General features: G+C 43.5%; 26 protein-coding genes and 1 rRNA gene. 19 read left to right on the forward strand and 8 right to left on the reverse strand.

Features of this window, described 5'->3' with window-relative positions; genetic code table 11:
* The first annotated feature begins 152 nt into the window (after positions 1-152).
* The 13 genes from ubiG to H4I94_RS13890 all read left to right on the forward strand — a co-directional run bounded on the left by ubiG (position 153) and on the right by H4I94_RS13890 (position 11586).
* Positions 153-866, forward strand: a complete 714-nt coding sequence (ubiG, locus tag H4I94_RS13830; protein WP_131274234.1) for a bifunctional 2-polyprenyl-6-hydroxyphenol methylase/3-demethylubiquinol 3-O-methyltransferase UbiG — start codon at positions 153-155, stop codon at positions 864-866.
* Complete coding sequence (locus H4I94_RS13835; RefSeq protein WP_261183487.1) at positions 863-1564, forward strand: HAD family hydrolase; 702 nt, start codon at positions 863-865, stop codon at positions 1562-1564. The genes ubiG and H4I94_RS13835 overlap by 4 nt, the downstream gene beginning before the upstream one ends.
* A gap of 31 nt (positions 1565-1595) precedes the next feature.
* Positions 1596-2342 (forward strand): YciK family oxidoreductase, encoded by a 747-nt coding sequence (locus H4I94_RS13840; protein ID WP_131274236.1) that lies wholly within the window; start codon positions 1596-1598, stop codon positions 2340-2342.
* Positions 2343-2548: 206 nt separating this feature from the next.
* Positions 2549-2704, forward strand: coding sequence for a hypothetical protein (locus tag H4I94_RS13845; RefSeq protein ID WP_261183470.1), 156 nt, complete (start codon positions 2549-2551; stop codon positions 2702-2704).
* A 302-nt stretch (positions 2705-3006) separates the two neighbouring features.
* The gene (locus H4I94_RS13850) at positions 3007-3402 is read left to right on the forward strand and encodes an RcnB family protein (protein WP_131274237.1); all 396 of its coding nucleotides are present in this window, start codon (positions 3007-3009) and stop codon (positions 3400-3402) included.
* A gap of 229 nt (positions 3403-3631) precedes the next feature.
* Positions 3632-4000: an RcnB family protein gene (locus tag H4I94_RS13855; RefSeq protein ID WP_131274238.1), complete on the forward strand. Its 369-nt coding sequence runs from the start codon at positions 3632-3634 to the stop codon at positions 3998-4000.
* Between the two features lie 131 nt (positions 4001-4131).
* Positions 4132-5484, forward strand: a complete 1353-nt coding sequence (argA, locus tag H4I94_RS13860) for an amino-acid N-acetyltransferase (protein WP_261183471.1) — start codon at positions 4132-4134, stop codon at positions 5482-5484.
* Positions 5485-5813: 329 nt separating this feature from the next.
* Positions 5814-6776 carry a sulfonate ABC transporter substrate-binding protein gene (locus H4I94_RS13865; protein WP_092820581.1) on the forward strand — a complete coding sequence of 321 codons (963 nt, stop codon included), beginning with the start codon at positions 5814-5816 and terminating at the stop codon, positions 6774-6776.
* 88 nt (positions 6777-6864) lie between these two features.
* Positions 6865-7797 (forward strand): sulfonate ABC transporter substrate-binding protein, encoded by a 933-nt coding sequence (locus H4I94_RS13870; protein ID WP_261183488.1) that lies wholly within the window; start codon positions 6865-6867, stop codon positions 7795-7797.
* 16 nt (positions 7798-7813) lie between these two features.
* Positions 7814-8989, forward strand: coding sequence for an FMNH2-dependent alkanesulfonate monooxygenase (gene ssuD / locus H4I94_RS13875; protein WP_092820577.1), 1176 nt, complete (start codon positions 7814-7816; stop codon positions 8987-8989).
* Positions 8989-9804, forward strand: a complete 816-nt coding sequence (gene ssuC / locus H4I94_RS13880; RefSeq protein ID WP_261183472.1) for an aliphatic sulfonate ABC transporter permease SsuC — start codon at positions 8989-8991, stop codon at positions 9802-9804. The genes ssuD and ssuC overlap by 1 nt, the downstream gene beginning before the upstream one ends.
* Before the next feature lie 10 nt (positions 9805-9814).
* Complete coding sequence (locus H4I94_RS13885; RefSeq protein ID WP_180043995.1) at positions 9815-10624, forward strand: ABC transporter ATP-binding protein; 810 nt, start codon at positions 9815-9817, stop codon at positions 10622-10624.
* Positions 10625-10971: 347 nt separating this feature from the next.
* Entirely contained in the window at positions 10972-11586 is a 615-nt protein-coding gene (locus H4I94_RS13890) for a TetR/AcrR family transcriptional regulator (protein ID WP_086196602.1), read from the forward strand.
* Between the two features lie 79 nt (positions 11587-11665).
* Here H4I94_RS13890 and H4I94_RS13895 read toward each other — a convergent pair whose 3' ends face one another.
* The gene (locus tag H4I94_RS13895; RefSeq protein ID WP_180043993.1) at positions 11666-12229 is read right to left on the reverse strand and encodes a 5'-nucleosidase; all 564 of its coding nucleotides are present in this window, start codon (positions 12227-12229) and stop codon (positions 11666-11668) included.
* A 321-nt stretch (positions 12230-12550) separates the two neighbouring features.
* On the opposite strand from H4I94_RS13895, the gene ribF reads away from it, so the two are divergent.
* From ribF to H4I94_RS13920, 5 genes are all read left to right on the forward strand, one after another.
* Positions 12551-13552 carry a riboflavin biosynthesis protein RibF gene (gene ribF, locus H4I94_RS13900; RefSeq protein ID WP_261183473.1) on the forward strand — a complete coding sequence of 334 codons (1002 nt, stop codon included), beginning with the start codon at positions 12551-12553 and terminating at the stop codon, positions 13550-13552.
* Positions 13553-13615: 63 nt separating this feature from the next.
* Positions 13616-16462: an isoleucine--tRNA ligase gene (gene ileS / locus H4I94_RS13905; RefSeq protein WP_261183474.1), complete on the forward strand. Its 2847-nt coding sequence runs from the start codon at positions 13616-13618 to the stop codon at positions 16460-16462.
* On the forward strand, positions 16455-16997 hold the full coding sequence (lspA, locus tag H4I94_RS13910; protein ID WP_261183476.1) for a signal peptidase II: 543 nt from the start codon (positions 16455-16457) through the stop codon (positions 16995-16997). The genes ileS and lspA overlap by 8 nt, the downstream gene beginning before the upstream one ends.
* Positions 16990-17472, forward strand: a complete 483-nt coding sequence (locus H4I94_RS13915; protein WP_092820565.1) for a peptidylprolyl isomerase — start codon at positions 16990-16992, stop codon at positions 17470-17472. The genes lspA and H4I94_RS13915 overlap by 8 nt, the downstream gene beginning before the upstream one ends.
* 147 nt (positions 17473-17619) lie before the next feature.
* Positions 17620-18162: an NADPH-dependent FMN reductase gene (locus H4I94_RS13920; protein ID WP_092820563.1), complete on the forward strand. Its 543-nt coding sequence runs from the start codon at positions 17620-17622 to the stop codon at positions 18160-18162.
* Positions 18163-19205: 1043 nt separating this feature from the next.
* On the opposite strand, the gene H4I94_RS13925 is transcribed toward H4I94_RS13920, so the two are convergent.
* From H4I94_RS13925 to H4I94_RS13935, 3 genes are all read right to left on the reverse strand, one after another.
* Positions 19206-20390, reverse strand: coding sequence for a PQQ-dependent sugar dehydrogenase (locus tag H4I94_RS13925; RefSeq protein WP_261183478.1), 1185 nt, complete (start codon positions 20388-20390; stop codon positions 19206-19208).
* A gap of 318 nt (positions 20391-20708) precedes the next feature.
* Positions 20709-21032, reverse strand: coding sequence for an ankyrin repeat domain-containing protein (locus H4I94_RS13930; protein ID WP_261183479.1), 324 nt, complete (start codon positions 21030-21032; stop codon positions 20709-20711).
* A gap of 88 nt (positions 21033-21120) precedes the next feature.
* Complete coding sequence (locus H4I94_RS13935; protein WP_261183480.1) at positions 21121-21369, reverse strand: hypothetical protein; 249 nt, start codon at positions 21367-21369, stop codon at positions 21121-21123.
* A gap of 41 nt (positions 21370-21410) precedes the next feature.
* On the opposite strand from H4I94_RS13935, the gene H4I94_RS13940 reads away from it, so the two are divergent.
* Positions 21411-22343 (forward strand): IS5 family transposase, encoded by a 933-nt coding sequence (locus tag H4I94_RS13940; RefSeq protein WP_261183481.1) that lies wholly within the window; start codon positions 21411-21413, stop codon positions 22341-22343.
* Positions 22344-22354: 11 nt separating this feature from the next.
* Here the strand turns inward: H4I94_RS13940 and H4I94_RS13945 are convergent, their stop codons facing one another.
* From H4I94_RS13945 to rrf, 4 genes are all read right to left on the reverse strand, one after another.
* The gene (locus tag H4I94_RS13945; protein WP_261183482.1) at positions 22355-22744 is read right to left on the reverse strand and encodes a hypothetical protein; all 390 of its coding nucleotides are present in this window, start codon (positions 22742-22744) and stop codon (positions 22355-22357) included.
* Between the two features lie 101 nt (positions 22745-22845).
* The gene (locus tag H4I94_RS13950) at positions 22846-24195 is read right to left on the reverse strand and encodes an aromatic acid/H+ symport family MFS transporter (RefSeq protein ID WP_261183483.1); all 1350 of its coding nucleotides are present in this window, start codon (positions 24193-24195) and stop codon (positions 22846-22848) included.
* A gap of 323 nt (positions 24196-24518) precedes the next feature.
* Positions 24519-25865 carry an MFS transporter gene (locus H4I94_RS13955; RefSeq protein ID WP_092820555.1) on the reverse strand — a complete coding sequence of 449 codons (1347 nt, stop codon included), beginning with the start codon at positions 25863-25865 and terminating at the stop codon, positions 24519-24521.
* 341 nt (positions 25866-26206) lie between these two features.
* Positions 26207-26321, reverse strand: a 5S ribosomal RNA gene (gene rrf / locus H4I94_RS13960).
* Positions 26322-26353 lie beyond the last annotated feature (32 nt).

The following is a 26353-nucleotide window of genomic DNA, read 5'->3' on the forward strand; positions in this document are numbered from 1 at the left end:
CTTAATTTATGCGATCACTATAAATCAATTATGCCGATTTCGTTTTCATTCTGTGAACTTTTTTACGGCATTTATCGCTTTTTTTAGAATTAACGCTACACTAAGCTTCTGTAACTTTTTTAAATTATAACGACTTGATTAAGGTGATACCGATGTCGCAATTGAATGTTGATCCACAAGAAATTGCCAAATTTGAAGCATTCGCTGCCATATGGTGGGATCAGCATTCTGAGTTCCGCCCCTTGCATATGATCAATCCGCTGCGTTTAAACTGGATTGATGAGCATGCTGGCGGTCTCAGCGGTAAAAAAGTGCTCGATGTCGGTTGCGGTGGCGGTATTCTGTCGGAAAGCATGGCGCGTCGTGGCGCCGATGTTTTGGGCATCGACATGGGTGAAGCACCGTTAAATGTGGCACGCATTCATGCCGAACAGGAAGGCGTACAGAATATTCAATATCGCCAGGTTCCAGTAGAGCAGTTGGCACAAGAACAGGCTGGACAATATGACGTGGTCACCTGTATGGAAATGCTGGAACATGTACCCGATCCGGCATCGATTATCCAGGCCTGCCAGACCTTGGTCAAACCGGGTGGTCACGTATTCTTCTCGACCATTAACCGTAATCCGAAATCCTATCTGTTTGCCATTATTGGTGCAGAATATGTCCTGCGTATGCTGGCCAAAGGCACACATGATTACAGCAAGTTTATTAAACCTTCCGAGCTGGCACATGATATCCGTGCGGCAAATCTGAAACTGAAAGACATGACCGGCCTGCATTACAACCCGCTCACCAAACGTTACTGGCTGGCACCGAATGTCGATGTGAACTACATGGTTCACACGGTAAAAGAAGGTGCCTGATGAAAGCTGTACTGTTTGACCTGGATGGCACCCTGATTGACACGGCGGCCGACTTCATTCGCATTATTCAGGACATGTGCCGCGATAAACCCTGTGACATCGTGGCGGCTGATTTAATTCGTACCCAGGTGTCTGAAGGCGCACGCGCCATGGTGAAACTGGTCTATCCAGAACTGGAAGTCGACGACCCTGTTTTCCTTGCACATCGCCAGCGCTTTCTGGATTTGTATGGCGAAGATATTGCGGTAGAGACTGACCTGTTTGAAGGCATGTATCCCTTACTGGAGCAACTGGAAAGTCAGAATATTCCCTGGGGAATTGTCACCAACAAGCCACGCTGGCTCAGTGAATCCTTGCTTCAGGCACTGAATTTGACTGAACGCTGTGCGGTTCTGGTTTGCCCGGAAGATGTCAGCAACACCAAGCCCGATCCGGAACCGATGTATCTGGCAGCCAGGCAAATTCAGGTCAGAGCTGAAGACTGCATTTATGTCGGTGACCATCCGCGTGACATCGATGCGGGCCGCAATGCCCATATGTACACCATCCTGGCGGGTTATGGCTATTTACCATTGCAACACAAAGATGACTTAACAGCATGGCAGGCGGATTGTATAGTGAAGACAGTTGCAGAATTACATCAAGTGATTAATCAACTAGTCGGCGTAAAACAAGATCATCATTCACTCATTTCATAACGACATAACAATATAAACGAGGAGGTATGCAATGAAATATTCAGAATATCAGCCTCGCCCCGATCTGTTAAAAGATCGCATTATCCTGATTACAGGTGCGGGCGATGGTATTGGCCGTGCGGCTGCAATAAGCTATGCCCTGCATGGTGCCACTGTAGTGCTGCATGGACGCACCCTAAACAAGCTTGAAGTCATCTATGATGAAATTGAAAGCCTGGGTGCGCCACAACCGGCTATTCTGCCTTTGCAGCTCTCCAGCGCCTCTCCTCGTGACTATGAATTGCTGGTCGATACTTTAACGCAACAGTTCGGCCGCCTGGATGGCATTTTGCACAATGCCGGCATATTGGGAGAACGTACCGAACTGGCGCATTACCCGGTGGATACCTGGGATGATGTAATGGCGGTGAATCTGCGTGCTCCCTTTATTTTGACCCAGGAACTGCTGCCCTTACTGGCAAAATCCGAGCATGCTTCGGTGGTATTTGCCAGTTCCGGTGTAGGACGTGAAGCGCGGGAACGCTGGGGCGCTTATTCGGTCTCTAAAATTGCCATTGAAGCGGTGAACCAGATTTTTGCCAAGGAAAATGTCTATCCGAATGTGCGTTTTAACTGCATCAATCCGGGTGCCACCCGGACCGCCATGCGTGCCAAGGCTTATCCTGAGGAAGATCCAAAAACCTTGCCAACACCGGAAAGCATTATGCCGGCTTACCTGTATTTAATGGGAGATGACAGCCTGCATCTGAATGGTCAAAGCATTGATGCCCAAGACTGATCTGTAAAGATGAAAAGGGAGCGAATACCGCTCCTTTTTTATTACAGATGCAAACTGATAAAAAAACTTAAAAAGCAGATTCTGAGTGTTCCAAATGTTAAATCGAATTTTCAAATAAATTTTACAAAAATATTCGTTTTTATAAATAATGAAAATACCGCTATGCTGAACAGCATGAAAAAACCTTCAACATGAGGAAGTGCAACATGGCAGACCAAAAACGTAAAATTGAAACGATTCGTGGTATTGAAAAACTCCAGCTATCAAATACTTTAATCATTGGTCTGGAGGATGCCAAACAGGCAGAAGCCATTGCTGAGGCAGTCAGCTCACTACAAGGTCTGGTTGAACAATGGAACTAAAAGTAAAATGGTATTGGGCAGTCAAACCAGACCAGCTGTGCAGCCAGTTTCTGAGAACATTTTTGAATGAATAAGCGTGATCTCAAAAATTTGATACAAAGTTTTCATCAACACAAAGTTTTTTAGTATTTAATAGCCCTATAAAATTGCTGAAGATTTTTAAATGATGAGATATTTTTCCAGTAATATCCTTATTATCTCTGCATTTTTTAAGAAATGAGTGATTTATCTTCACAGTTTCTCTGCAATTTTTGCGTACATTAGCATCAATGAAATTAATACTTTTTTTATGAGGGCTCAACATGAAAAAGATTTTGACAATTCTGGCAATTTCTTTCAGTGCATTGATGGCAAACAGTATCACTACTGCTGCACCTCATGAAAAACATGATAATCGTGGCTGGGATCAATCCGATCATCCAAAATTCAATAAAGGCCGTGATTTTCGTGAAGATGATAATGATATGCAGGACAAACGCCGTATGCGTGAAGAACGCGGATTTAAGCGTCTCCAACAGCATAAATGGCAACCGGGATATGTGATGCCACAGCATTATCGTGGCAATGGCTACAAGGTGGACTATAAAAGCCATGACCTACCCAAACCGTCGCGTAACCAGCAATGGTACAAAATCAACAATGACTATATTTTAGTGGATACAGACAGCAATAATATTGTACGTATTCAAGGTTTCTAAACGCCGTTTTTAATTCTCCACGCCCAAACTTCAGTTTGGGCTTTTTTTACTTTTATGCTCTTATTTTCAAATTCCCCTTTTTAACGCTATAACTTTCAGACCTTTACAATCTTCTTTTTTTCTCCATCAATTTCACAATTCAACTAAGATTCCAACATCGTTTATCTCTACTTTTCTTCTAATTTTGAATCATCGAAAACATCTTCCTAAATGATTCAGGGTGAAAGTAATGAAAAAAGTTCTGACTACAATTGCGCTTTCTTTATCTGCATTGATGGCAACTTCTGCAATGGCCGCACCGGACCATCGTTATGATGATCATCGTTATAACCATGCCCCATCACATCAGGATAAACGTTGGGATAATAATAACCGTTATGACCACAACCGTTACGACAATAAAAAGCTCAACCCAAGTCGTGACTGGCGTGCTGGCCAGAGTTTCCCACGTTTTTACGACTCATCACGTTATAAAGTCAGCGACCGTGAAGCACGCCGCTTACCAAATGCCAACCGTTATCAACAGTGGTATAAAATCAATGGTGACTATGTGTTAGTGAATGAACGTACCGACCGTATTGTGCGCATCATCAACTAAAACGGCCTAAGTTTCCTCTTCCCTAAAAAAAACACCTGAACTCCATTCAGGTGTTTTTTTATTTTTTAGCTTCCCCCCAGTCATTTTTTGATTAGAATCAAGGAAAGAAATTTTTTAATTTTGAGATAGGTATGCAAACGAATTCATCTGAAACTTCACAAAGCACAAATTTGCAATATGTGCATTGGTTTCGACATTCTGCGCCCTATATCAATGCCCATCGCAACAAAACCTTTGTCATCATGTTTGATGGTGAAGCGGTACAGCATGAAAATTTCCAGCATATTATTCATGACATTGCCCTGCTGCATTCTTTAGGCATTCGTCTGATTCTGGTACATGGCGCCCGTTCGCAAATCAACCAGAACCTGAAAACCGGCGGTATTCAAACCCCTTTTCATAACCACCGCCGGATTACCACACGAGAATCCTTAAGCTGCGTCATGAATGCGGTGGGGTCTATTCGCCTGCAAATTGAAGCCCTGCTTTCCATGGGACTCGCCAACTCACCCATGTACGGTGCCCGTATTGATGTGATCTCGGGCAATTTTGTCACTGCCAAACCCTATGGCATTCGGGACGGCGTGGATTTCCAGCTGACGGGTGAAGTGCGTACCGTCGATACCGACGCCATTCAGAGACATCTGAAAAACCACAATATTGTGTTGCTGGGTCCAACCGGTTATTCCAACACGGGTGAAGTGTTTAACCTGGTCGCGGAAGAAGTGGCCACCAATACCGCCATTCTGCTAAAAGCCGACAAGCTGATCTTTTTGGGGAAACAGCAAGGTCTGGTCAATGAATTTGGACAATTGCAGCGTGAAATAGCACCGCATCAGCTGGATCGGCAGATCCTGCAATATCAGGATTCTAACCCGGATATTGCCCTGCAATTGCGCGGTGCCAAAAATGCCTCACTGCAAGGGGTACATCGTGTGCATCTGATTTCTTATACTTACGATGGTGCCTTGCTGGAAGAACTGTTTACCCGTGATGGTGCAGGCACCATGATGACCGATGCCCATTATGAAGATGTGCGTACGGCGACCATTCAGGATGTCGGCGGCTTGATGAATCTGCTTCGTCCACTGGAAGCTGAAGGCATTCTGGTGTATCGCTCACGTGAACGATTAGAAAGTGAAATTGAACAGTTTTCCGTGATTGAACGGGATGGCATGATTCTGGCCTGCGCCGCGCTGTACCCTATTCCCACCTCAGCCAATGAAATTAAATCGGCCGAGATTGCCTGTGTCGCGGTCGATCCAACCTATCGCAAATCTAACCGCGGCAGCCAGATTCTGCATTACCTGGAAGACAAGGCCAAAAGCCTGGGCATTCAGCAGCTGTTTGTACTGACCACACGTACTGCACACTGGTTTGTCGAACATGGTTTTGAAGCAGCCAGTGTGGATGACTTGCCCAATGCCCGTCAGGCGCTGTACAACTATCAACGAAATTCCCTGGTCTTTAAAAAGTCACTCTAAAGTGGCTTTTTTTACGCCTGCTATAGCTTTATTTTTTATATCTTTATGATGAAGTTCTTGAAAGTCTTCCTGATTTGTTTATGGCGTTTTTGCATATCCTTATCCATGCTAAAGATTTAGAATTTAAATTATTTAATATCAATATTTTAAAAAAATAAAACTGGATATTAAGTTGTCCTGATAAATCACATTTCTGCATAAGTTTTTCTTTTTTTTATTTATCTTTTTTCCTCATTAGAAATTTATCTTTTCTTATTTTTTTCGAAAAAGAAAAGGCTTTAGCGTATGTGTTCAATATTCAACACTTCCTTATTGCGGAGCACACATACATGAGCGCCATTCAAGCAAAATTCTGGGCGAAATCACTGGTCCTTTCTTCAGTAGTTGCTGGCGCAATGATGATGTCAGGTTGCGGAAAAAAAGAAGCTGAAACGGTCACTTTAAATATCGGCTTTCAAAAATATGGCTTGTTACCGATTATTAAAGAACGCGGCACTTTAGAAACGGCATTGAAAGACCAGGGCGTCAATGTGAAATGGGTGGAATTCCCTGCCGGTCCTCAATTACTTGAAGGCTTGAATGTCGGCAGTGTTGTATTAGGCGAAGCAGGTGAAGCGCCGCCAATTTTCGCGCAGGCAGCCAATTCGAATCTGGTTTATATCGCCAACCAGCCGGCAGCGCCTAAAGCTGAAGCCCTGATTGTACAAAAAGATTCAGCCATTCATAGCATCCAGGATTTAAAAGGCAAACGTGTTGCCCTCAATAAAGGCTCAAATGTTCATTATCTACTGTTAAAAGTGTTAGAAGCCAACAAGCTCACTCTAAATGACATCCAGGTGGTGTACTTGCCGCCTTCGGACGCACGCGCTGCCTTTGAACGGGGTGCGGTCGATGCCTGGGTAATTTGGGATCCGTTCTTTGCTGCTGCAGAAAAGCAGATTGGTGCCCGTGTCATTGCCACCGGTGAAAACCTGGTCAGTAACCATCAGTTCTATCTGGCTGACCGCAAATTTGCCGAGCAGCATCCGGATGTGCTGAAAGCGGTCGTGAATGAACTCAACACCACCACCCAATGGGTATCCCAGCATCAGGACGAAGCCGCCAAGCTGCTGGAAAAACCAACAGGACTGTCTAACGAAATCCTGAAAACCTCCATTTCCCGCATGGGCTTTGGGGTACAACCGATTTCTGCTGAAGTGGTGCAAAAGCAGCAATATGTTGCCGATGCCTTTTATAACCAGAAACTGATTCCAAACAAACTCAATATTCAAGCCGCAATTTTAGCGAAGTAAAGCATAGATAAAACTTAGGGGATTTAACATGACTCAGCATCAGCCACACCACAAAGCAAACACATGGTTCAAAACCTCCAGTCATGGCATGAATGCCCTATTGGTTGCTTGCGCGATGTTGGGTTCAAGCGCCACCTGGGCTGTGGATGCTTCAGTAAAACAGCTACGCGTCGGTTATCAAAAATCTTCCGTCAATCTGGTGATTGCGCAGCAACAAAAGCTGTTTGAACAGGAATTTCCTAATGCAAAAATCACTTGGAATGAATTTCCAGGTGGTCCGCAAATCTTAGAAGCCCTGGCGGTCGGTTCGATTGATATCGGTGCCACAGGGGATACGCCGCCTGTGTACGCTCAGGCAGGCAACAAGCCACTGCATTATTTTGCGTATGAAACGGCAAAACCTTTGGCTTCTGCCATTTTGGTGCCAAGCAACTCCAAAATTACCCAGCTCCGCCAGTTGAAGGGCAAACGTATTGGAGTGCATCGCGGTTCAAGCTCGCATTATTTATTGGTGCAGGCAGTACGCAAAGCTGGTTTGCAATGGACAGATGTTCAACCCATCTGGCTCAGCTCGGCTGATGCACGAGCAGCGTTCCAGAAAGGCGCGATTGATGCCTGGGCCATTTGGGATCCGTACTATGCTGCGGCACAACTGGAAGATAAAGCCAAGGTACTGACTACAGGTAAAGGCTTAAGCCCAAATTACACCTTCTATCTGGCTTCAAATGATTTGGTTAAGAATCATCCTCAGGCACTTAAAGGCATTATCCAGCAAGTGAACGTTGCAGATAAATGGGTACAAAACAATAAAGCCGCTACCGCAAGCCTGTTTGCGAAAAGCACAGGTCTGAAACCGGTGGTCAGCCAGACTTTTATCCAGCGCCGTCCGAACCCGTCTGGTGCTGCTCTGCTCAACAAAAAAGTGATTGCCGATCAGCAAGAACTGGCTAACCGTTTTAGCGAACTCAAAATCATTCCGAAATCTATCAATATTCAGCCAGCCGTTTGGGCAGGCAAATAATCTAAGGATCAATGCAATGAAAATTTTCTGGTTTATTCCTACGCATGGTGACAGTCGTTATTTAGGCACAAGCAAAGGCGCTCGTCAGGTCGATCATGCTTATATGAAACAGATTGCGGTCGCGGTAGATAACCTGGGTTATGAAGGCGTACTGATTCCAACCGGCCGTTCATGTGAAGATCCATGGATTACCGCCGCCAGCCTGATCGATGCCACCAAAAACCTGAAATTCCTGGTGGCATTACGTCCAGGCGTGACCACGCCTGCACTGGCTGCGCGTATGGCAGCAACCTTTGACCGTTTGTCTGGCGGTCGCGTTCGGCTGAACCTGGTCACCGGTGGTGATGAGCAAGAGCTGAAAGGTGACGGCGTGTATGAAGATCACGCGACGCGCTATAAAACTGCGGCTGAATACACCACCATCTGGCGTGAAATTTTAAAACGTTCACATACTGGTGAAAGCTTCACTTTCCACGGTGAACATTTAAGTGTCGATGATGCAAAACTGCTTTATCCACCGGTACAGCAGCCTTATCCACCGCTTTGGTTTGGCGGTTCTTCCGATGCAGCCGTGGAATTGGCCACCGACCAGGTCGATACTTACCTGACTTGGGGTGAGCCACCAGCAGCCGTAAAAGAAAAAATTGAAAATGTCAGAGCCAAAGCTGCCGCCAAAGGCCGTAGTTTAAGTTACGGTATCCGTTTACACGTGATCGTGCGTGAAACCAATGCACAGGCATGGGCTGCTGCTGAAGAGCTGATTCAATATGTGGATGATGCCACCATTGCGGCTGCACAACAAAAATTCAAGCAGATGGATTCCGTCGGTCAACGCCGTATGGCTGAACTGCACAACGGTGACCGTACTAAACTTGAAGTATCTCCAAACCTTTGGGCAGGTGTAGGCCTGGTTCGTGGCGGTGCAGGTACGGCACTGGTCGGTGACCCTGAAACTGTGGCTGCACGCATTCAGGAATATGCCGATTTAGGCATTGATACCTTCATTTTCTCAGGCTACCCGCATCTGGAAGAATCCATCCGTTTTGCCGAACTGGTATTCCCGTTGTTGCCTTTAGAAACCCGTAAAAAACTGGCTCAACCGAACTTGACTGGTCCTTTTGGCGAAATCGTGGCAAATAACTATGTTGCTGATGAGGCCAAGAAGGAAGTGAAACATCAGGAGCCGGCTTAATGAACACAAGCATTTCTGCGGGAGCCTTGGAGAAACTCAAGGTTTCACGTGGAACACAATTTGGGCAGCGTTTGCTGCCCTGGTTGTTCCCGATTGCACTGATTGTTATCTGGCAAATTGCCTCCAGTACCGGGCTGTTGGAAAGCCGCATTCTACCTGCACCGACGGCGGTCGTGGCCGCATTCTGGCAGCTGCTGGTCAGTGGTGAACTTTGGCAACACGTCAAGGTGAGTGCCGGACGTGCCCTGCTCGGTTTATTGGTCGGCGGCGGTTTGGGTTTATTACTCGGCCTGCTGAATGGTTCTTCTAAAACCGCCTCTACCCTGCTGGATACCACGTTACAGATGATCCGTAATATTCCGGCTTTGGCCTTAATTCCGCTGGTGATTTTATGGTTCGGCATTGATGAATCTGCCAAGCTGTTTCTGGTTGCTGTCGGGGTATTCTTTCCGCTTTATATCAATACCTATCATGGCATTCGTTCAGTCGATCCGCAGCTGATCGAGATGGGCAAAAGTTACGGTTTAACGCGCTGGCAGTTGTATAAAGAAATTATTTTACCGGGTGCGATGCCGTCGATTCTGGTCGGTTTACGCTTTGCACTGGGTCTGGTCTGGGTGCTGCTGATTGTGGCCGAAACCATTTCTGCACAATCCGGCATTGGTTATATGACCATGAATGCGCGTGAGTTTTTACAAACTGACGTGGTCTTGGTAGGGATTTTACTGTATGCCCTGCTGGGCAAACTGGCCGATGTATTGGCCGTCGCTTTAGAAAAATACCTGCTGCGTTGGCACGCTGGCTATCAAAAATAAGGAATAAGACATGACTGATTTAAGCATCGGGCGTCATGTATCTGAAGAACGCTCAATATCGCAACAACCTGACCCTACAGATATCAATCCTAACGCAGTGGTGGGTGCAGAAATTCTGATTGAACAGCTGCACAAATTCTATGGCGAAGTGAAAGTTCTGGAAGATCTGGACCTGCATATTCAACCGGGTGAATTCCTGGCCATTGTCGGACGCAGTGGCTGTGGTAAAAGTACCCTGCTGCGTCTGATTGCCGATCTGGAACAACCGAGCTATGGCGAAATCAAGTTTAAATCAGCACGTCATATTCGCGAAGGCATCACCAGCGATGACATTCGGGTCATGTTCCAGGACCCACGACTGTTGCCGTGGCGTAGCATTGAGCAAAATGTACAATTGGGTTTAGCCAAAGAACAGCAAGCCAACGCTTCTGCACTACTGGAAAAAGTCGGCTTGAAAGAAAAGGCCGGACTCTGGCCATCACAACTTTCAGGCGGTCAGCGTCAGCGTACTGCACTGGCCCGAGCCTTATCGCATAAACCTCGCATTTTGCTGCTTGATGAGCCTTTAGGTGCGCTGGATGCACTCACCCGTTTGGACATGCAGAACCTGATTGAAAAACTCTGGACTGAACAGGGCTTTACCGCCATTTTAGTCACTCATGATGTCAGTGAAGCCGTACAACTGGCCGACCGGATTATCCTGTTAGATAAGGGGCACATTGCCCAGCAGTTTAAAGTGGATTTGCCTCGACCACGTAAAAAAGATTACTCATTTACCGAGCTGGAACAGCAAGTATTAAAGGCTGTATTGGCAACCTGAGCATGCAACACGGCGATAACGAATCTAAACGATCCGTTATCCTTCCTCGGTTTATGCATCTTTTAGTCCAGCTTAAACATACTCTTTAGTTTTTTTAAAACTGCACCAAATCTAAACACAAAAAACCAGTCGTATCATTTACCAAAAAAAATCAATCCCATTTAATCATTTATATAAGAAATGCAATCATTGCCTATCGGTAGGTTCTATAGGATTTTTAACTCATTAAATAGCTAACCTACAGAATAAACTATCAATTATGATAAAAATGCAATTTTTAGTAATGCACAAATCTGTCGATTTGCCGTACAATTTGCCTTTCCCCTTTAATTTTTTTAAATTTGCCAATGGAACAAAAAAAGAGTACACAAAAAAGACATCAATTGCTAAATGCTGCACTCGATGTATTTTCCCTTTACGGTTTTAATGGGGCAAGCTTAGACGAGATTGCTCAGATTGCTGAAATGCATAAATCGAATATTTTCTACTATTATGAAAATAAAGAAGCTTTATATGTAGAAGTGCTCACCACCGTTCTACAGAAATGGCTTGCGCCACTGCAAATGCTGGAATCAGAGTTGGAACCCGAAGAAGCGATTACCAATTATTTATTGCAAAAAATTGAAGTGTCACGTACTCAACCGAAAGCATCCCGCCTGTTTGCGCTGGAAGTGATTCAAGGTGCCCCACATATTTTGCCAATTCTAAAAGGTCCTTTAAAGAAACTGTTTAAGCGCAAGGCTAAAGTGATTAGCGTATGGCAGGAACAGGGGAAAATTGCCAAAGAAATTGATCCTGAACTGCTGATTTTGAATATTTGGGCATTGACGCAAAACTATGCAGATTTTGCCACACAAATGGAAATGGTCACGGGTAAAACCTTACGCAACCGCAGTATGCAACAACGTTGTATTCAACATACTGTACATATGATGTTATATGGCGTCATTCCTCGTTCATAACTGTTAAATTATCCCCAAGGATAATTTTGGCATACGACCATAGCCTTCTATGGTCGCCAAATTACTACTGTTACCCATCTTATTTTATCATTTGATATAATTCTGACAGTTTTTTCGCACCCAACAATAAATTTTCTTCCCAATCCAGATGCGCAGTATCATTGGCACCATCGGTAATATATTTTACAGAAACGAATCTTACCCCCAGTTTTTTACAGACTTTGGCCATGGCATAGCCTTCCATATCTACCAGATGGCATGGCACTTTGGGTAAGCCTGTCTCAAAGCTGTCCCCTGTTCCGCAGATGCCTTGAGGCAAATGCTGAAAATAGGACTGCAAATGAATTTCTGCCGGATGATCCTCATCCATAGGCGTAACTCCGACTGCAAAACCGAGCGGGGATACATCCATATCCCGTTGCACAAAGGTGCTGACTTCTACCAGTTCATGCGCATTAAAATGCGAACTTCCGGCGGTACCCAAATTGAGCAGGGTCTTGCAACCAGTCTTGTGAATCACCTCGAAGGCTTTAAACGCCGCATTGACTTTGCCTATACCGCTGTAATGGACTTCGATGCCTGCCTGTTCAAACAGACCTTTAGATTCACTGGGCAAAGCCATAATTAAAGCCAGATCAGACATAGCAAAACCTTATCGATGCGCAAATTTTAAAATTGTGCACATTAGAAAAGAATTACCAATTAAGTGCAAATTTAAAATCATAAGCACGTTCCCGTACAAAAATTCGATCCCCCGATTCACTTGAATATTTAAATTTATTCTTCTTGTCATCACCGATTTCGAAGCCATTCCATGCAATGAATCTTCTGGATGCAGATTTTTTTCAAATACTATTTTTGCAAGAAATTTAATATTTTTTTGTATGAAAACACAACAACAAGACGAACGCGTAAGATTATGGCAATATATAGCCCTGATAACTTTTCACTTATTGATTCGCCTATGAAGCTGCTCCGCCTGAATGCTTTAGCGCCCAATTTTCAATTGCCAAAAACGGCCGTAACCATTGGTAATTTTGACGGTGTACATTTGGGCCATCAGGCAATGATTAGCCAGTTAAAACAGCTGGCAGCCGCAGAAAATCTAAAAACGCTGGTGATGATTTTCGAGCCGCAACCTCTAGAGTTTTTTAAGGGTTATGATGCTCCTCCACGCATTACCTCACTGCGTGAAAAAGTGGAATATCTAACCAAACTGGGCGTGGACTACATTGCCGTTGCAAAATTTGATAACCATTTCCGCAGTCTAAATGCGGAAAGCTTTGCTGAGCTGTTAAAACTCAAACTGAATGCCCACAGCCTGGTATTGGGCGATGACTTCCACTTTGGCAAAAACCGTCAGGGCAATAGTGAATTTTTAACAGCCTATGGTTTTCAGGTCACCAATTTAACTACGGTTGCACTGGATGGTGAACGCGTCAGTTCGACCCGTATTCGCCAGACCTTGCAAGCAGGCGATTTAGCCCTTGCTGCCAAATTACTTGGCCGTCCCTATAGCATCACCGGTCGGGTACAATACGGTGACCAGATTGGACGAACCCTTGATTTTCCAACCATTAATGTCGCGCTAAACCGTCATAAACCGTGCTTGAAAGGCATTTACGGCGTAGAGGTGATGTGTGAAACCCTATCGTTAAAAGATAAAGTGAAAGCCGACAATCCTGAAAAATCAGGCATTGCAGGCTATGAACCTACCGCCCTGTTCGGTGCCGGACATGTCGGTACCCGACCGGCCATCAAACAAGTCCATCCGGAATGGCGATTAGAAGTACATTTTCCTGATGTTTCTGCTAATCTGTATGGCCTGTTAATGCGGGTGACATTCTTGAACTATTTACATGGCGAAAAGGACTACCCTTCGCTTGAAGCATTAAAAGCCGGAATTGATGACGATGTTGAGAAACTGCTTGAGTTTCGACAAAACACGCCGCATTTTCCCTTTTAAATCCCAGATTTTTTATTGTAAAACGCGTCAGCCTCAGACTGATTAAATTGGAAGACAACTTGCATGAGCGATAAGCAAACTCCTGAAAATGCAGTGGATTATAAAGCCACGCTAAACCTCCCAGGTACTGAATTTGCAATGAAAGCAAATCTGGCAGTACGTGAAGCAAAATGGTTAGAAGAGTGGTATGCCGACAACATTTATCAGCAGATTCGTGCATCGCGTATTGGCAAGAAAAAATATGTGCTTCATGATGGCCCTCCGTACGCAAACGGTCAAATCCATTTAGGCCATGCCGTCAACAAAGTCCTTAAAGACATCATCATCAAAAGCCGCGTGATGGATGGTTATGATGCCCCTTATGTTCCGGGTTGGGACTGTCACGGTCTGCCTATTGAACTGAAAGTTGAAGAAAAAGTCGGCAAAGTCGGCGTGAAAGTCGATGCCGCCACTTTCCGCAAGCACTGCCGTGAGTATGCCTACACCCAGGTTGAATTACAGAAAAAAGACTTCGTGCGTATGGGCGTGTTCGGTGACTGGGATAACCCTTACCTCACCATGAACTTCAAACAAGAAGCCGACATCGTGCGTTCATTAGGTGCAATTGCCAAAGCAGGCCATATCGAACCGGGTTTAAAACCGGTGAACTGGTGTCTGGACTGTGGTTCGGCATTGGCTGAAGCTGAAGTTGAATATGAAGACAAAAAATCAGACGCGATTGACGTCGGTTTCAGCGTGGTTGATTTAGCAGACCTATCTGCACGTTTAGGCGTTCAAGTAACTGACTGCACTGACATCGTGATCTGGACCACAACACCTTGGACATTACCTGCCAACCAGGCCGTTGCCCTGCATGCTGAAATTGAATATCAATTGGTCAAAGCACGTGGTGAAGATAAACAACCGCAAAACTTTATCTTGGCCAAAGATCTGGTTGAATCTGCGACTGAACGTTATGGCTTTAGCACTGTTGAAGTGATTGCCGATTTTACCGGCGCAAAACTTGAAAACCTGCAACTGCAACATCCGTTAATCGCTGATCGTCAAGTACCGGTCATCCTGGGTGAACACGTCATTGCAACCAGTGGTACAGGGGCAGTACATACCGCGCCAGGCCACGGTGTGGACGACTATAAAGTCGGCCTATTATACAACCTAAAAGTCGATAATCCGGTCGGTGGTAATGGTGTTTACCTGCCAACTTCACCTATTTTTGCCGGTGAACACATCTATAAAGCCAATCCAAAAATCATTGAAGCATTAAGTGAAGCGGGCAAACTTTGGGCGCATCACCCAATCAAGCACAGCTACCCGCACTGCTGGCGTCATAAAACCCCGATTATCTTCCGTGCTACGCCACAATGGTTTATCAGTATGGATGCCAAAGGTTTACGCCAAGGTGCATTGAACGCGATTGAAAATGAAATCAGCTTTGTGCCGGATTGGGGTAAAAACCGTATTCAGGCGATGATTGAAGGCCGTCCGGACTGGTGTATCTCACGTCAACGTACTTGGGGCGTGCCAATCCCGTTCTTTGTGCATAAAGACACCAACGAATTGCATCCGCGTACCCCTGAACTAATCGAAGAAGTTGCGAAGCTGATCGAACAGGAAGGCATTGATGGCTGGTACAACCGTGAAGCGAAAGACTTCATTGGTGATGATGCTGAACACTACAATGCCGTACGCGATACGCTAGATGTGTGGTTCGACTCAGGTACAACCCACTACGCGGTATTACGTGAACGTGAAGAACTGCAAGACCCTGCTGATTTGTACCTTGAAGGTTCAGACCAGCACCGTGGCTGGTTCCAGTCTTCATTGTTGACTTCAATTGCGATTAACGAACGCGCACCGTATAAGGGCTTGTTGACTCACGGCTTCGTAGTCGATGAAAAAGGCCGCAAGATGTCTAAATCACTGGGTAACATCATTACCCCGCAAGACATCATTAAAGATATGGGTGCTGACGGTCTGCGTTTCTGGATCGCATCTGCCGATTACCGTTATGAAATGACCGCCGGTAAAGAAATCTTTAGCCGTGCTTCGGATGGTTACCGCCGTATTCGTAATACCCTGCGTTTCTTGCTGGCCAACCTGAATGGCTTCCAGCCAGCTACTGATGCCTTGCCAGTGGATCAATTGATCGCGCTGGATCAATACATCCTGCAACGTGCTGCGGACGTACAAAAAACCATTCAGCAAGCGTATGAAGATATGAACTTCCATATCGTCACCAATACCTTGACTAACTTCTGTATCAATGACTTGGGTGGTTTCTATCTCGACATCATCAAAGACCGTCAATACACCACCAAGGCAGATTCACAGGCACGTCATTCTGCCCAAACTGCCTTGTATCATCTGGTACAGGCCTTTGTACGCTGGATGGCGCCAATCTTGAGCTTTACTGCACAAGAAGCTTGGCCTTTAATTCCAGGTCAAAGCGAGAAATACGTATTCACTGCCGAGTGGTATGACATTCCGGTGGCTTCAACTGCCAATCTGGTTTCAGAAGCTGACTGGCAGACTTTAATTAGCGTTAAGTCTGCGGTGAACAAGCAAATTGAAGCAGCGCGTAATGCCAAACTGATTGGTTCTAACCTGTCTGCCAAAGTTGAACTGTGGGCCAATGCCGAATTGAAAGCGGTACTGGATCAGTTAAACGATGAACTTCGTTTTGTCCTGATTACTTCACAAGTGGCGGTAAATGCCTTTGATGAAGCACAAGGCGAAGCAAGCGATCTGGAAGGTTTACGCGTGAAAGTTTCAGCGGCCGATGGTGAAAAATGTGCACGCTGCTGGCATGTCCTGCCTGATGTGAATACACATCATGAACATCCAGGTCTTTGTTCTCGTTGTATTATTAACCTTCCTACAGGTCAAGGCGAAGAGAGAAAGTATGCCTAATCCGCAAAACAAAAAGGGCTTATTTCATTTCTACCCGCACAATCTAGTGTGGGTCGGATTATCCATTGTGGCGATTATTCTGGATCAATGGACCAAATGGTTTGCAACGACCCATCTGAACTATGCAGATCCGGTCCCTGTACTGCCCTTTTTAAACTGGACATTGCTACATAACTATGGCGCAGCCTTTAGTTTCTTGTCCGATGCCGGTGGATGGCAACGTTATTTCTTTACTTCACTGGCAGCGTTAGTGTCTGTGATTTTTGTATTTTGGCTGATGCGTATGCCGAAAAAAATCGTGATTTTACCCATGGCGATTGCCCTGATTTTAGGTGGCGCCATCGGTAACCTGATTGACCGGGTCACCTTGGGTTATGTGGTCGATTTTATTCACGTTTATTACAACAACAGCCACTTTCCTGCTTTTAATATTGCCGATAGTGCCATTACCGTAGGCACGATCTTGCTCCTGATCGATACGTTTTTTCTGGAAAAACACCGTATTCAACGTGCGGAAGCGCAACAAAATGACTGAAATTATTAATCCGAATGAAGAAACCCGAATTGCAGCAGGCTCTAAAGTTGAGCTGCATTTTTCGGTCGCTATTGAAAATGGCGTGGAAATTGACAACACCCGCAGCCGTGAAACGCCTGTCAGCCTGGTAATGGGTGATGGCAGTTTGTTGCCGGGCTTCGAAAAAGCCCTGTTTGGTCTACGTGCCGGGGACCGTCGTACCGTGAGTCTTCCTCCTGAAGAGGCTTTTGGTCCATGGAATCCTGAAAACGTACAAAAGTTTGACACGGTTAAATTCGAACAGACACCTGTTGTGGGTCATATGATTGAGTTTGAAGATAAAGCCAAGCAAAGCCTGTTTGGTGTGGTGAAATCTGTCGGTGAAGACATTACCGAAATTGACTTTAACCACCCGCTTGCCGGTAAGGATATTACTTTTGAAGTGGAAATCTTTAAAGTAACGCCTGCGGGTCAGCAAGGCATTAAAATTATGTAAGGTTTCAGCCCTATACCTTTCAAAGCTCCTTCGGGAGCTTTTTATTTTCTGTTTTTATAACAGGCTAGAAGATACAAATCCCTAATATTCAATAAATAACATTCATAATAAGTTAAAGACGAAAATTCAAAAAACTAGGGAGCATACATGAAAATATATATTGTCGTGGGTAGCGTGCGTGAAGGGCGGACCGCCATTAAAGTGGCACGCTGGGTAAAGCGCAGTATAGATCAGGCCAATTTTAGTACCGTTCAGGCCGAACTGGTCGATTTAAAAGAATGGAATCTGCCGATTTTTGCCGGTAGCCATCCGCCCATAACAGGCATTTATGATCAACCCAAACAACAAGACTGGGCAGATAAAGTGGCTTCGGGCGATGCCTTTATTTTTATCAGTCCTGAATATAATCATGGCTACAGTCCGGCGCTTAAAAATGCACTCGATTACGTCGGTAAAGAATGGCAAGGCAAACCGGCTGCCTATATTGGCTACGGTGCAACCAATGGCTCCCGTTCCATAGACCAGATTCGCCAGGTGGGCACACAACTCGGTTTAATCGACAGTAATGCGGTCATTGAAATTCGCGATATTTTTTCACGTAATAAAACCGAAGAATTTGAACCAAATGAGTTTGACCAGAAGACCTTAAAGGACGTGCTGAATAAACTGATTCAATACGTAAGTTCTTGATGTGTTGGAAAACGTTGTACGTTTAAGCTTACAAGATTTGAAGAATATATCTCCTTTTCACACATTATTTTTCACGATATATTTAACTCATACCGAGACAGGAAGTCTCTAAGCTTAAAACTAAAAAGATAAGCGAAAATAACAGCAGGATGCTGCAAGGTACGACAGGAGTTATACCTTAGAATGAATATGAAAAACCCCGACAGGATGTCGGGGTTTTTTCTTTATACATGATTGTGATCTGAATGACCATTTATCGAGAACTTGAACCCAAACGATCAAAATTTACATGAGATGCAAATTTCAAACTCTATAATTACACCCATGCAAAAATGAGGAATCAAAGGAATAATCCTCAGAATTATTTCAGCCGTCCTGAACAAAACAATAAAATGGAACGATCAAGACAAGCAGACCTTTTTTGATGCCATGTACCTACCGTGATGCCCTGTTACTACAATGACAGAAAGGTGATGTAGCCATTGTGTTTAATATCAGGATTGTCGATTGGCGCATGAATGGCAAACAAGGCGACCGTAAACTGATCCAGATTCAGGCCAATGCGTTTAATACAGATGAACATTACGCAGCCTGATTCAGTGCAGTCATGAATATCAATTATTCTAAAAGCCCCATCAGGGGCTTTTGAACTTTATTAAATTTATTTCATAAATCATTTTCAATGACTATAAGTATTTAATAATACTAAAATAAAAAATTGATTTTTTAGCAGGTATTGGATTCATGAGTGTGGCATGGATGCCACACGTTTCCCATCACGACAAGGAAGTCGTGTATGGGAAACAAAAGGTTTTTGGCTACTTTTGACCTTTCAAAAGTAGCGATATTGCCTACGCAAAGGCATCAAAATGAAATCCATCAAATGAGGCTGTGCTGAATTAAAAAAAATTAAGATNTTCAAAAGTAGCGATATTGCCTACGCAAAGGCATCAAAATGAAATCCATCAAATGAGGCTGTGCTGAATTAAAAAAAATTAAGATTGAACATATTTTTGATTTATGAAAGATATCTATTAATCACCTTATTTCGCCGTCATTTTCAGCAGTCTGGCATTGTTACCATCTTCCAGCACCCAAATAGAGCCATCCGGGGCTTCCAGCACATCACGGATACGTTGCTTCATATCCACGCGTTGTACTTCAGTCACAGGTTTCATCGCTGTATCCACCACCACAATGGATTTGGAAGATAAACCGCCAATCAGGGCTTTGTTTTTCCATGCAGGAAATTGGGAACCCTGATAAAAAATCAGGCTGGATGGGGAAATGACAGGTGTCCAGCTGATTTCAGGTGCTTTAAATTCAGGGCGGGTATGATGGTCAGGAATATCTCTGCCATCATAATGATCGCCATTTGAAACCAGCGGATAACCGTAATTTTCACCTTTTACAATCAGGTTCAGTTCATCGCCACCTTTGGGACCCATTTCAACCACCCAAAGTTTGCCTTGTGCATCAAATGCAATGCCTAATGGATTGCGATGTCCCAACGACCAGACCTGTTTTGCAACTTCGCCCTGACTGCTAAACGGATTACCTGCAGCAGGCGTTCCATCCTCATTAAGATGCAATATTTTGCCTAAATTGGATTGCATATTTTGCGCCGGATCAAACTTTTGGCGTTCACCCGAGCTAATCCATAACTTTCCATCCTGACCAAACAGGAGCCGATGGGCATAATGTCCCTGCCCTTGTACTTTAGGTACCTGTTTCCATATGGTTTTTAAATTTTTAACTTGCGGTTTCTGACTATTAGATAAATCTAATTCACCCCGGGCAACGACAGCACCATAACCGCCCTGTCCTGCTTCGGCATAACTGAAGTAAATGATATGGTTTTGTTCAAATTGTGGATGCAAGGCGATATCGCCCAAACCGCCTTGCCCGCCATAGGCCACTTTAGGTATGCCTTTGACTTCAACTTTTTGTCTGGTTTTGGGGTCAAATAGCTGTAACTTTCCCTTTCGTTCAGTGACCAGTAAACGGCCATCCTTCAGCCCTGTCATGGCCCAGGGTTCATTAAATTCTGCAATGCGCGTCAGTTTATACCTTTGATTGACTGAACCTGAAGAAGGTTTGGAAGTTGCAGTTTCTGCGGCTGACTTGGCTGCTGGATTGACAGCGTCAGTTTGTGCATTGCATGCGGTTAAACCTGCTGTACTGATCAATATGATGGTGCTCAGCATACGCTGTCGGAATATTTTCATTCTGATTATCCTCTGCCATTCAAAGAGCTCACCCGTTTTATTCTAAGTACAATATTGAAAATCACTATTTTTTATTGGTAACAAACTTTCATTTGGTCTGGTGGGTTATGTAAGACATAGCGTACACAAAATGGTTCTATTGGCCTCTATCTCCTTCAAGATAAATTTCTTATTCTGAACTCATCAGGAGACAGGAAGTTTCCCAAACAGAAAACAACAATAATAATGTTTGAGCATCAGGATGTGAGGTACGACAGGAGTTATACCTAGGCAACCCATATAAAGAAGCCCTATCAGGATGATGGGGCTTCTTTTTTATCAGGATAGTCCTTTTAAGCTTTTAAGGTAAGCTACGACTTCTTTATTACCTGCCATTTCAGCAAGCTCCAAAGCGGTATAGGTACTGCGATGATCGACATCTGCGCCTTTACTGATCAATAGTTTAACGACTTCTAAATGATCATTTTCAGCTGCTGCATGTAAGGCGCTATAGCCTTCTTCATCGGCAGAGTTGACGTCCAGACCTTCCTGTAAAGCCTGTTCAACCTGGTCGATGTCGCCTAGTGATGCCCAATAAACCAGTTCAGGAAGATGTAGTTCGTCATCATCTTCAGGGATTGGGGAGAATGATTTAATAGTCATAATTGTATTACCTAAAATTTTTCTAATTATGAAATGGTTGATTTTATCCAGTCAACATCAAGAAAGTTCATCATATATAAATCTTTGGTTAATTACTTTTGAATTTTTTTAATAGTTCTTCACTTCCTGATAACACTGACAAAGCCATATCAATCATTAATTTTTTCCCTGATTGTATATTATCGATATCTATATCTTCCAAATTAGCATCAGTAAAATCTGGATTGATTGCCATTTCAAAGTTAACGATCCACCAGTTTTCAATTTTATGAATTAATTGGTAAGCACATAGAAAGTTCTTCGTCAGGTCTTTTATTTCACCATGGCTTTGTTGCACAAAGCTGTTCTTAAGGACTCCTTCGGCAATATAATTTCCAAATGAAGAAGCCTACACACAAAATCTACCGCACAACCAATTGGCCCGCATATAACCGAGCTCTCATTAATCGTGGGAATATTGCCATTTGGTTCGATCCAAAAACACAATGGTATGCAGAACCTCAAGGCAAACAAGGTCGAAGTCAAACCTACTCCGACATAGCGATTCAATGCTGTTTGATGATTAAATCTCTATTTAGACTCACTTTACGCATGGTTACTGGTTTTGTTCAAAGCTTAATTAAACTTTGCGGATTAGATTGGACAGCACCAGACTTCACGACGCTTTGTAGAAGACAAAAGTATATTGATATTCAAATTAGCTACCAGAAAAGTCGTGATGGGTTACACCTACTCATCGACTCTACGGGTTTAAAATTTTTAGGTGAAGGTGAATGGAAGCGTAAGAAGCATCAGCCTGAATACCGTCGGCAATGGCGTAAACTGCATATTGGTATAGATGCTGAAACACTGCAAATACGTGCCGTTCAGCTTACGACAAATAATGTCAGTGATTCACAAGTACTTGGTGATTTACTCGATCAGATTCCTCAAGATGAGCATATTGACTCCGTTTATACCGATGGTGCTTATGACACAAAGCGGTGTCGCCAGTTGATCACAGATCGAAATGCCCATGCGATTATTCCACCCAGAAAAAATGCGAAGCCTTGGAAAGGTACAAAAGTTCATTCGCTAGAGCGAAATGAATTACTTCGCACTGTTAAACGTTTAGGCAGGACACTATGGAAAAAATGGTCGGGCTACCATCAGCGAAGTCTGGTAGAAACCAAGATGCACTGCATCAAATTATTAGGCGATAAGCTCAGTGCTCGGAATTTTGATAGCCAAGTCAACGAGATGCATGCACGTGTGGCCATCTTAAATAAGTTTACGGAGCTCGGCCGACCTCACACCCAGGTTGTCACTTAAATTTGAACAACTTAGGAAAGCTCTATCTTTAAAATCTTTATGCAACAAAGCCTTTCACCATTAAAAACGATATCACTCATTTCATGTGCCAAATAATTTCTATAACTTTTTAAAACTTCAATATTTTCCTTATCTTCTTCATTAATTACTTCATTTTCTATTAACCAAGAAATAGAAGCGTAGAAATGATTTTTATGTCTTGATAAAACTTCTAATCTATATTCTTCCTCTCCTTCTAAATCCTTAGCACCAATTAAAGTCATAACATAAAAGTCTTTGATTCGACTAATAATCGAATCTTTCAACATTTCATAAATAGTTATATACATCGAAATATTAATTATTCGATCTCTAAATACTTCAGGATTTAAAAAGCTTTCCCATTGTTCGCGATAATCCATTTTTTATAAATTTTAAGCTCATGATTTTTTAATTTAAATTGCTTTAGATGATCAGTAAATAAAAAAGCCCCCTTTCGGAGGCTTCTTTTTAAACTTAACTTTTAAGCTTTAGACACAGCCGGTTCAGCTGAACTAATCTTTTCAGACTCATCGTCATGCATAATCAATGCAACTGCAATTGCAGTAATTAGCACCGGTAAGCCGACTGCAATAAAGTTGAAATGTGCAGGCAGGTTCATGCCCAGTAAGCCACCAATCAAAATCGGCCCTACAATCGCGCCCATACGACCAATCGCAGACGACCAGCCAATACCTGTCGAACGTACTGCAAGTGGATAGAACTGCGCCACGTAGCTATACAGCAACATTTGTGAACCGATTGAAGCCGCGCCCGCCAAGAACACCAAGATGTAAAGTAAGAACTGGTTAGACGCAAAGCCCATTGAGCTCATCACAATCGCACCCATCATACCTAAACACATCAATACCGGTTTCAAGTGGAAACGGTCTGCAAGAATACCGCCGCCCACAATACCGACCACTGCACCCACGTTCATGACCATCATAAACATCAGGCTGTTATCCATCGAGTAACCTGCCGCCATCATCAGCTTCGGTAACCAGCTACTCAAGGCATACATGGTCAGCAAGCAGGTGAAGAATGCAACCCAGAACAATAAGGTATTGGTTGCACGACCACGACGGAATAGGCTCACTACGTTTGCCGCTTCAGGTACACTTTCCTGTGGCAAAGTAAATGTGGTCTGGTCCGTAACCTTGGTATTTGGCGACAGGCGACGCACAATACGACGTGCCTCAGCCTGCTTGTTTTGCTTTACCATAAACGCCAAAGATTCAGGCAAGAATTTCCAGATTACAGGCAGCAAAAATAAAGGAATACCTGCAATAAAGAACATGATTTGCCAACCAAAATCAGGCGTAAACCATGAACCTAATAATGCCGCCATCACACCACCAACGGCATAACCGCTAAACATGGTGGTCACAAGTGTGCTGCGCATTTTTTGTGGAGCATATTCAGAAGTCAATGCCACCAGGTTTGGCATCACACCGCCAATACCCAGACCGGCCAGGAAGCGTAAAATACCAAATTCAGTTGGGTTAGAAGCAAAACCACCTGCAAAGGTTAAACCACTGAATAAAACAATACAGATCATGATCACTTTTTTACGACCAATCTTGTCCGCCAAGGAACCAAAGATCATCGCACCAAACATCATGCCTGCAAGAGCTGTACTGGCAAGCATTCCCGCTTGAACGGCACTTAAGCCCCAGTCCTTCATTAATAGTGGTAAAGTTACACCATTAATTGCCAAATCATAACCATCAAATAAAATTACCAGTAAACACCAAGCAACTACATTGAAGTGAAAAGGCGTAAATTTCGCATTGTCGACTACAGAATTTATATCTACAGTTTCCATTGTCATCGTTCTCATCTCCCATGAGTACTTGTCCGTAACATCCTTTAAATATTCGGCTGAATATTTAATTCGACGCAATATACGCAAGCCGGATTTAACGCACAATAAGACTAATTGATATTCTTCTATGAGCACTGGAATAACATTTATTTGATTGATATATCACATTATTATTAGATTAATTTATGATCATTTTTATAAGTAAATTAGGCTATTCAGGCCTTTTAGATCGATTATCTTTTTTGATGGGTTTGATTCTGTACAAAAGATATGCAAAAGCCCCTTAATTCAAAGGGGCTTTTTTAACTGGATGGACCAATGACGGCAGTTTAAATTTTGGCTGTTTTCAATTGTTTCACTACAACGCGAACAGGTTTTGGTTGACGAATCATTGAAATAGCGATCATGCCGATAATGCCTGGAATTGCAACCGCGATAAAGTTCCATTTATGTGGTAATTCCATACCAAGCAGCATACCAATCACGATTGGACCAACAATTGCACCGGTACGTCCCACAGCAGAAGCCCAACCAATACCAGTAGAACGTACTGCAACAGGATAGTATTGAGCAACAAAACTATATAACAAGATACTTGTACCAATCGATGATGCACCTGCCAAGCTGACAAGTAAGTAAATAACAGGCTGTGGAGAATTAAAGCCTAAACCAACCAAAGACAGTACACCGACAATTAACATGCCAATAAGAACAGGTTTAAAGTCAAAACGGTCTGCTAAAATACCACCACCAATCGTTCCGATCACTGCACCAATATTCAGTGCTAATAAGAACATTAAACTGCTGCCTAAAGAATAACCTGCAGCCATCATCAGTTTTGGTAACCAACTTCCAAGTGCGTAAAGCATGAGTAAGCACATGAAGAAAGCAACCCAAAATAAGAATGTTCCTGTTGCACGATTTTCTGAAAATAAAGCTTTTACAGATGCACTGTGTGTCTGATCGCCTGTTGCTAGAACGAGTTCAGTATCTGCTCGTACGTCTGCAGTTGGCTCAACTCGTTTGATAAAACGACGTGCTTCATTCATTTTTTGTTCTTTAACCAGGAAAGTTAAAGACTCAGGTAAGAATTTCCAAAAAAGTGGCACAAAAAGTAATGGAATACCTGCAATGAAGAACATAATTTTCCAGCCAAAGCTTGGTGCAAACCAGGAACCACATAATGCAGCCATAATACCGCCTACGGCATAACCACTAAACATTGTGGTTACAAGTGTACTTTTTAAACGTTTAGGCGCATATTCAGATGTTAAAGCAACGAGATTCGGTAATACGCCACCAATCCCTAAACCTGCAATAAAACGTAAAATACCAAACTCTGTTGGATTCGTTGCAAATCCACCTAAAAATGTAAAACCACTAAATAAAGAGACGCAAATTAAAATAACTTTTTTACGACCAATTTTGTCTGCAAGCATACCAAACAGCATTGCTCCAAACATCATGCCAGCGAGTGCTGTACTTGCCAGCATACCGGCTTGAACAGCACTCATGCCCCACTCCTGCATCAGCAGAGGCAGAACCACACCATTGATCGCTAAATCATATCCGTCAAATAGAACAATGAATAAACACCATAATACAATGCTCAAGTGAAATTTAGTGAATTTTGCCTGATCAATCACATCATTCACACTAACCGTGTTTGCTGCCATTTTTTTCTCACCTCCAATTGTGAGTTTTAATTAATTGTTATTACTACGACACAGCACATGATCTGTAATCTTTTTATTATTTTCGATGATTTATAGCAGTATGCTTTCGTAACAGACTAAGTTGAACACAGCCATTTTCGAGTAAACACTCTACTAAAGTATTAAAAATGACCAGAATTCTAGACCCTTGAGTTTAGTTTTTAACCATTTTTAAATTGACAATGCTGAATTGGGGGCAAGGAAAGTAAAATTGAATTGTTTTTTTGAATCATTCTTCTTTTTAATAAAAATTCTACGCATAAAAAAAAGCCCCCTCATTAGAGGGGGCTTTTGGAATAATGAGCTGGCGATGACTTACTCTCACATGGGTAATCCCACACTACCATCAGCGCTAAGAGGTTTCACTTCTGAGTTCGGGAAGGGATCAGGTGGTTCACTCTTGCTATGGTCGCCAGCACAACTGTTATGACTTTGCGTTTGGTCTTATT

It is taken from the genome of Acinetobacter sp. T_3_1, from assembly GCF_025377055.1.
GTDB lineage: Bacteria > Pseudomonadota > Gammaproteobacteria > Pseudomonadales > Moraxellaceae > Acinetobacter > Acinetobacter kookii.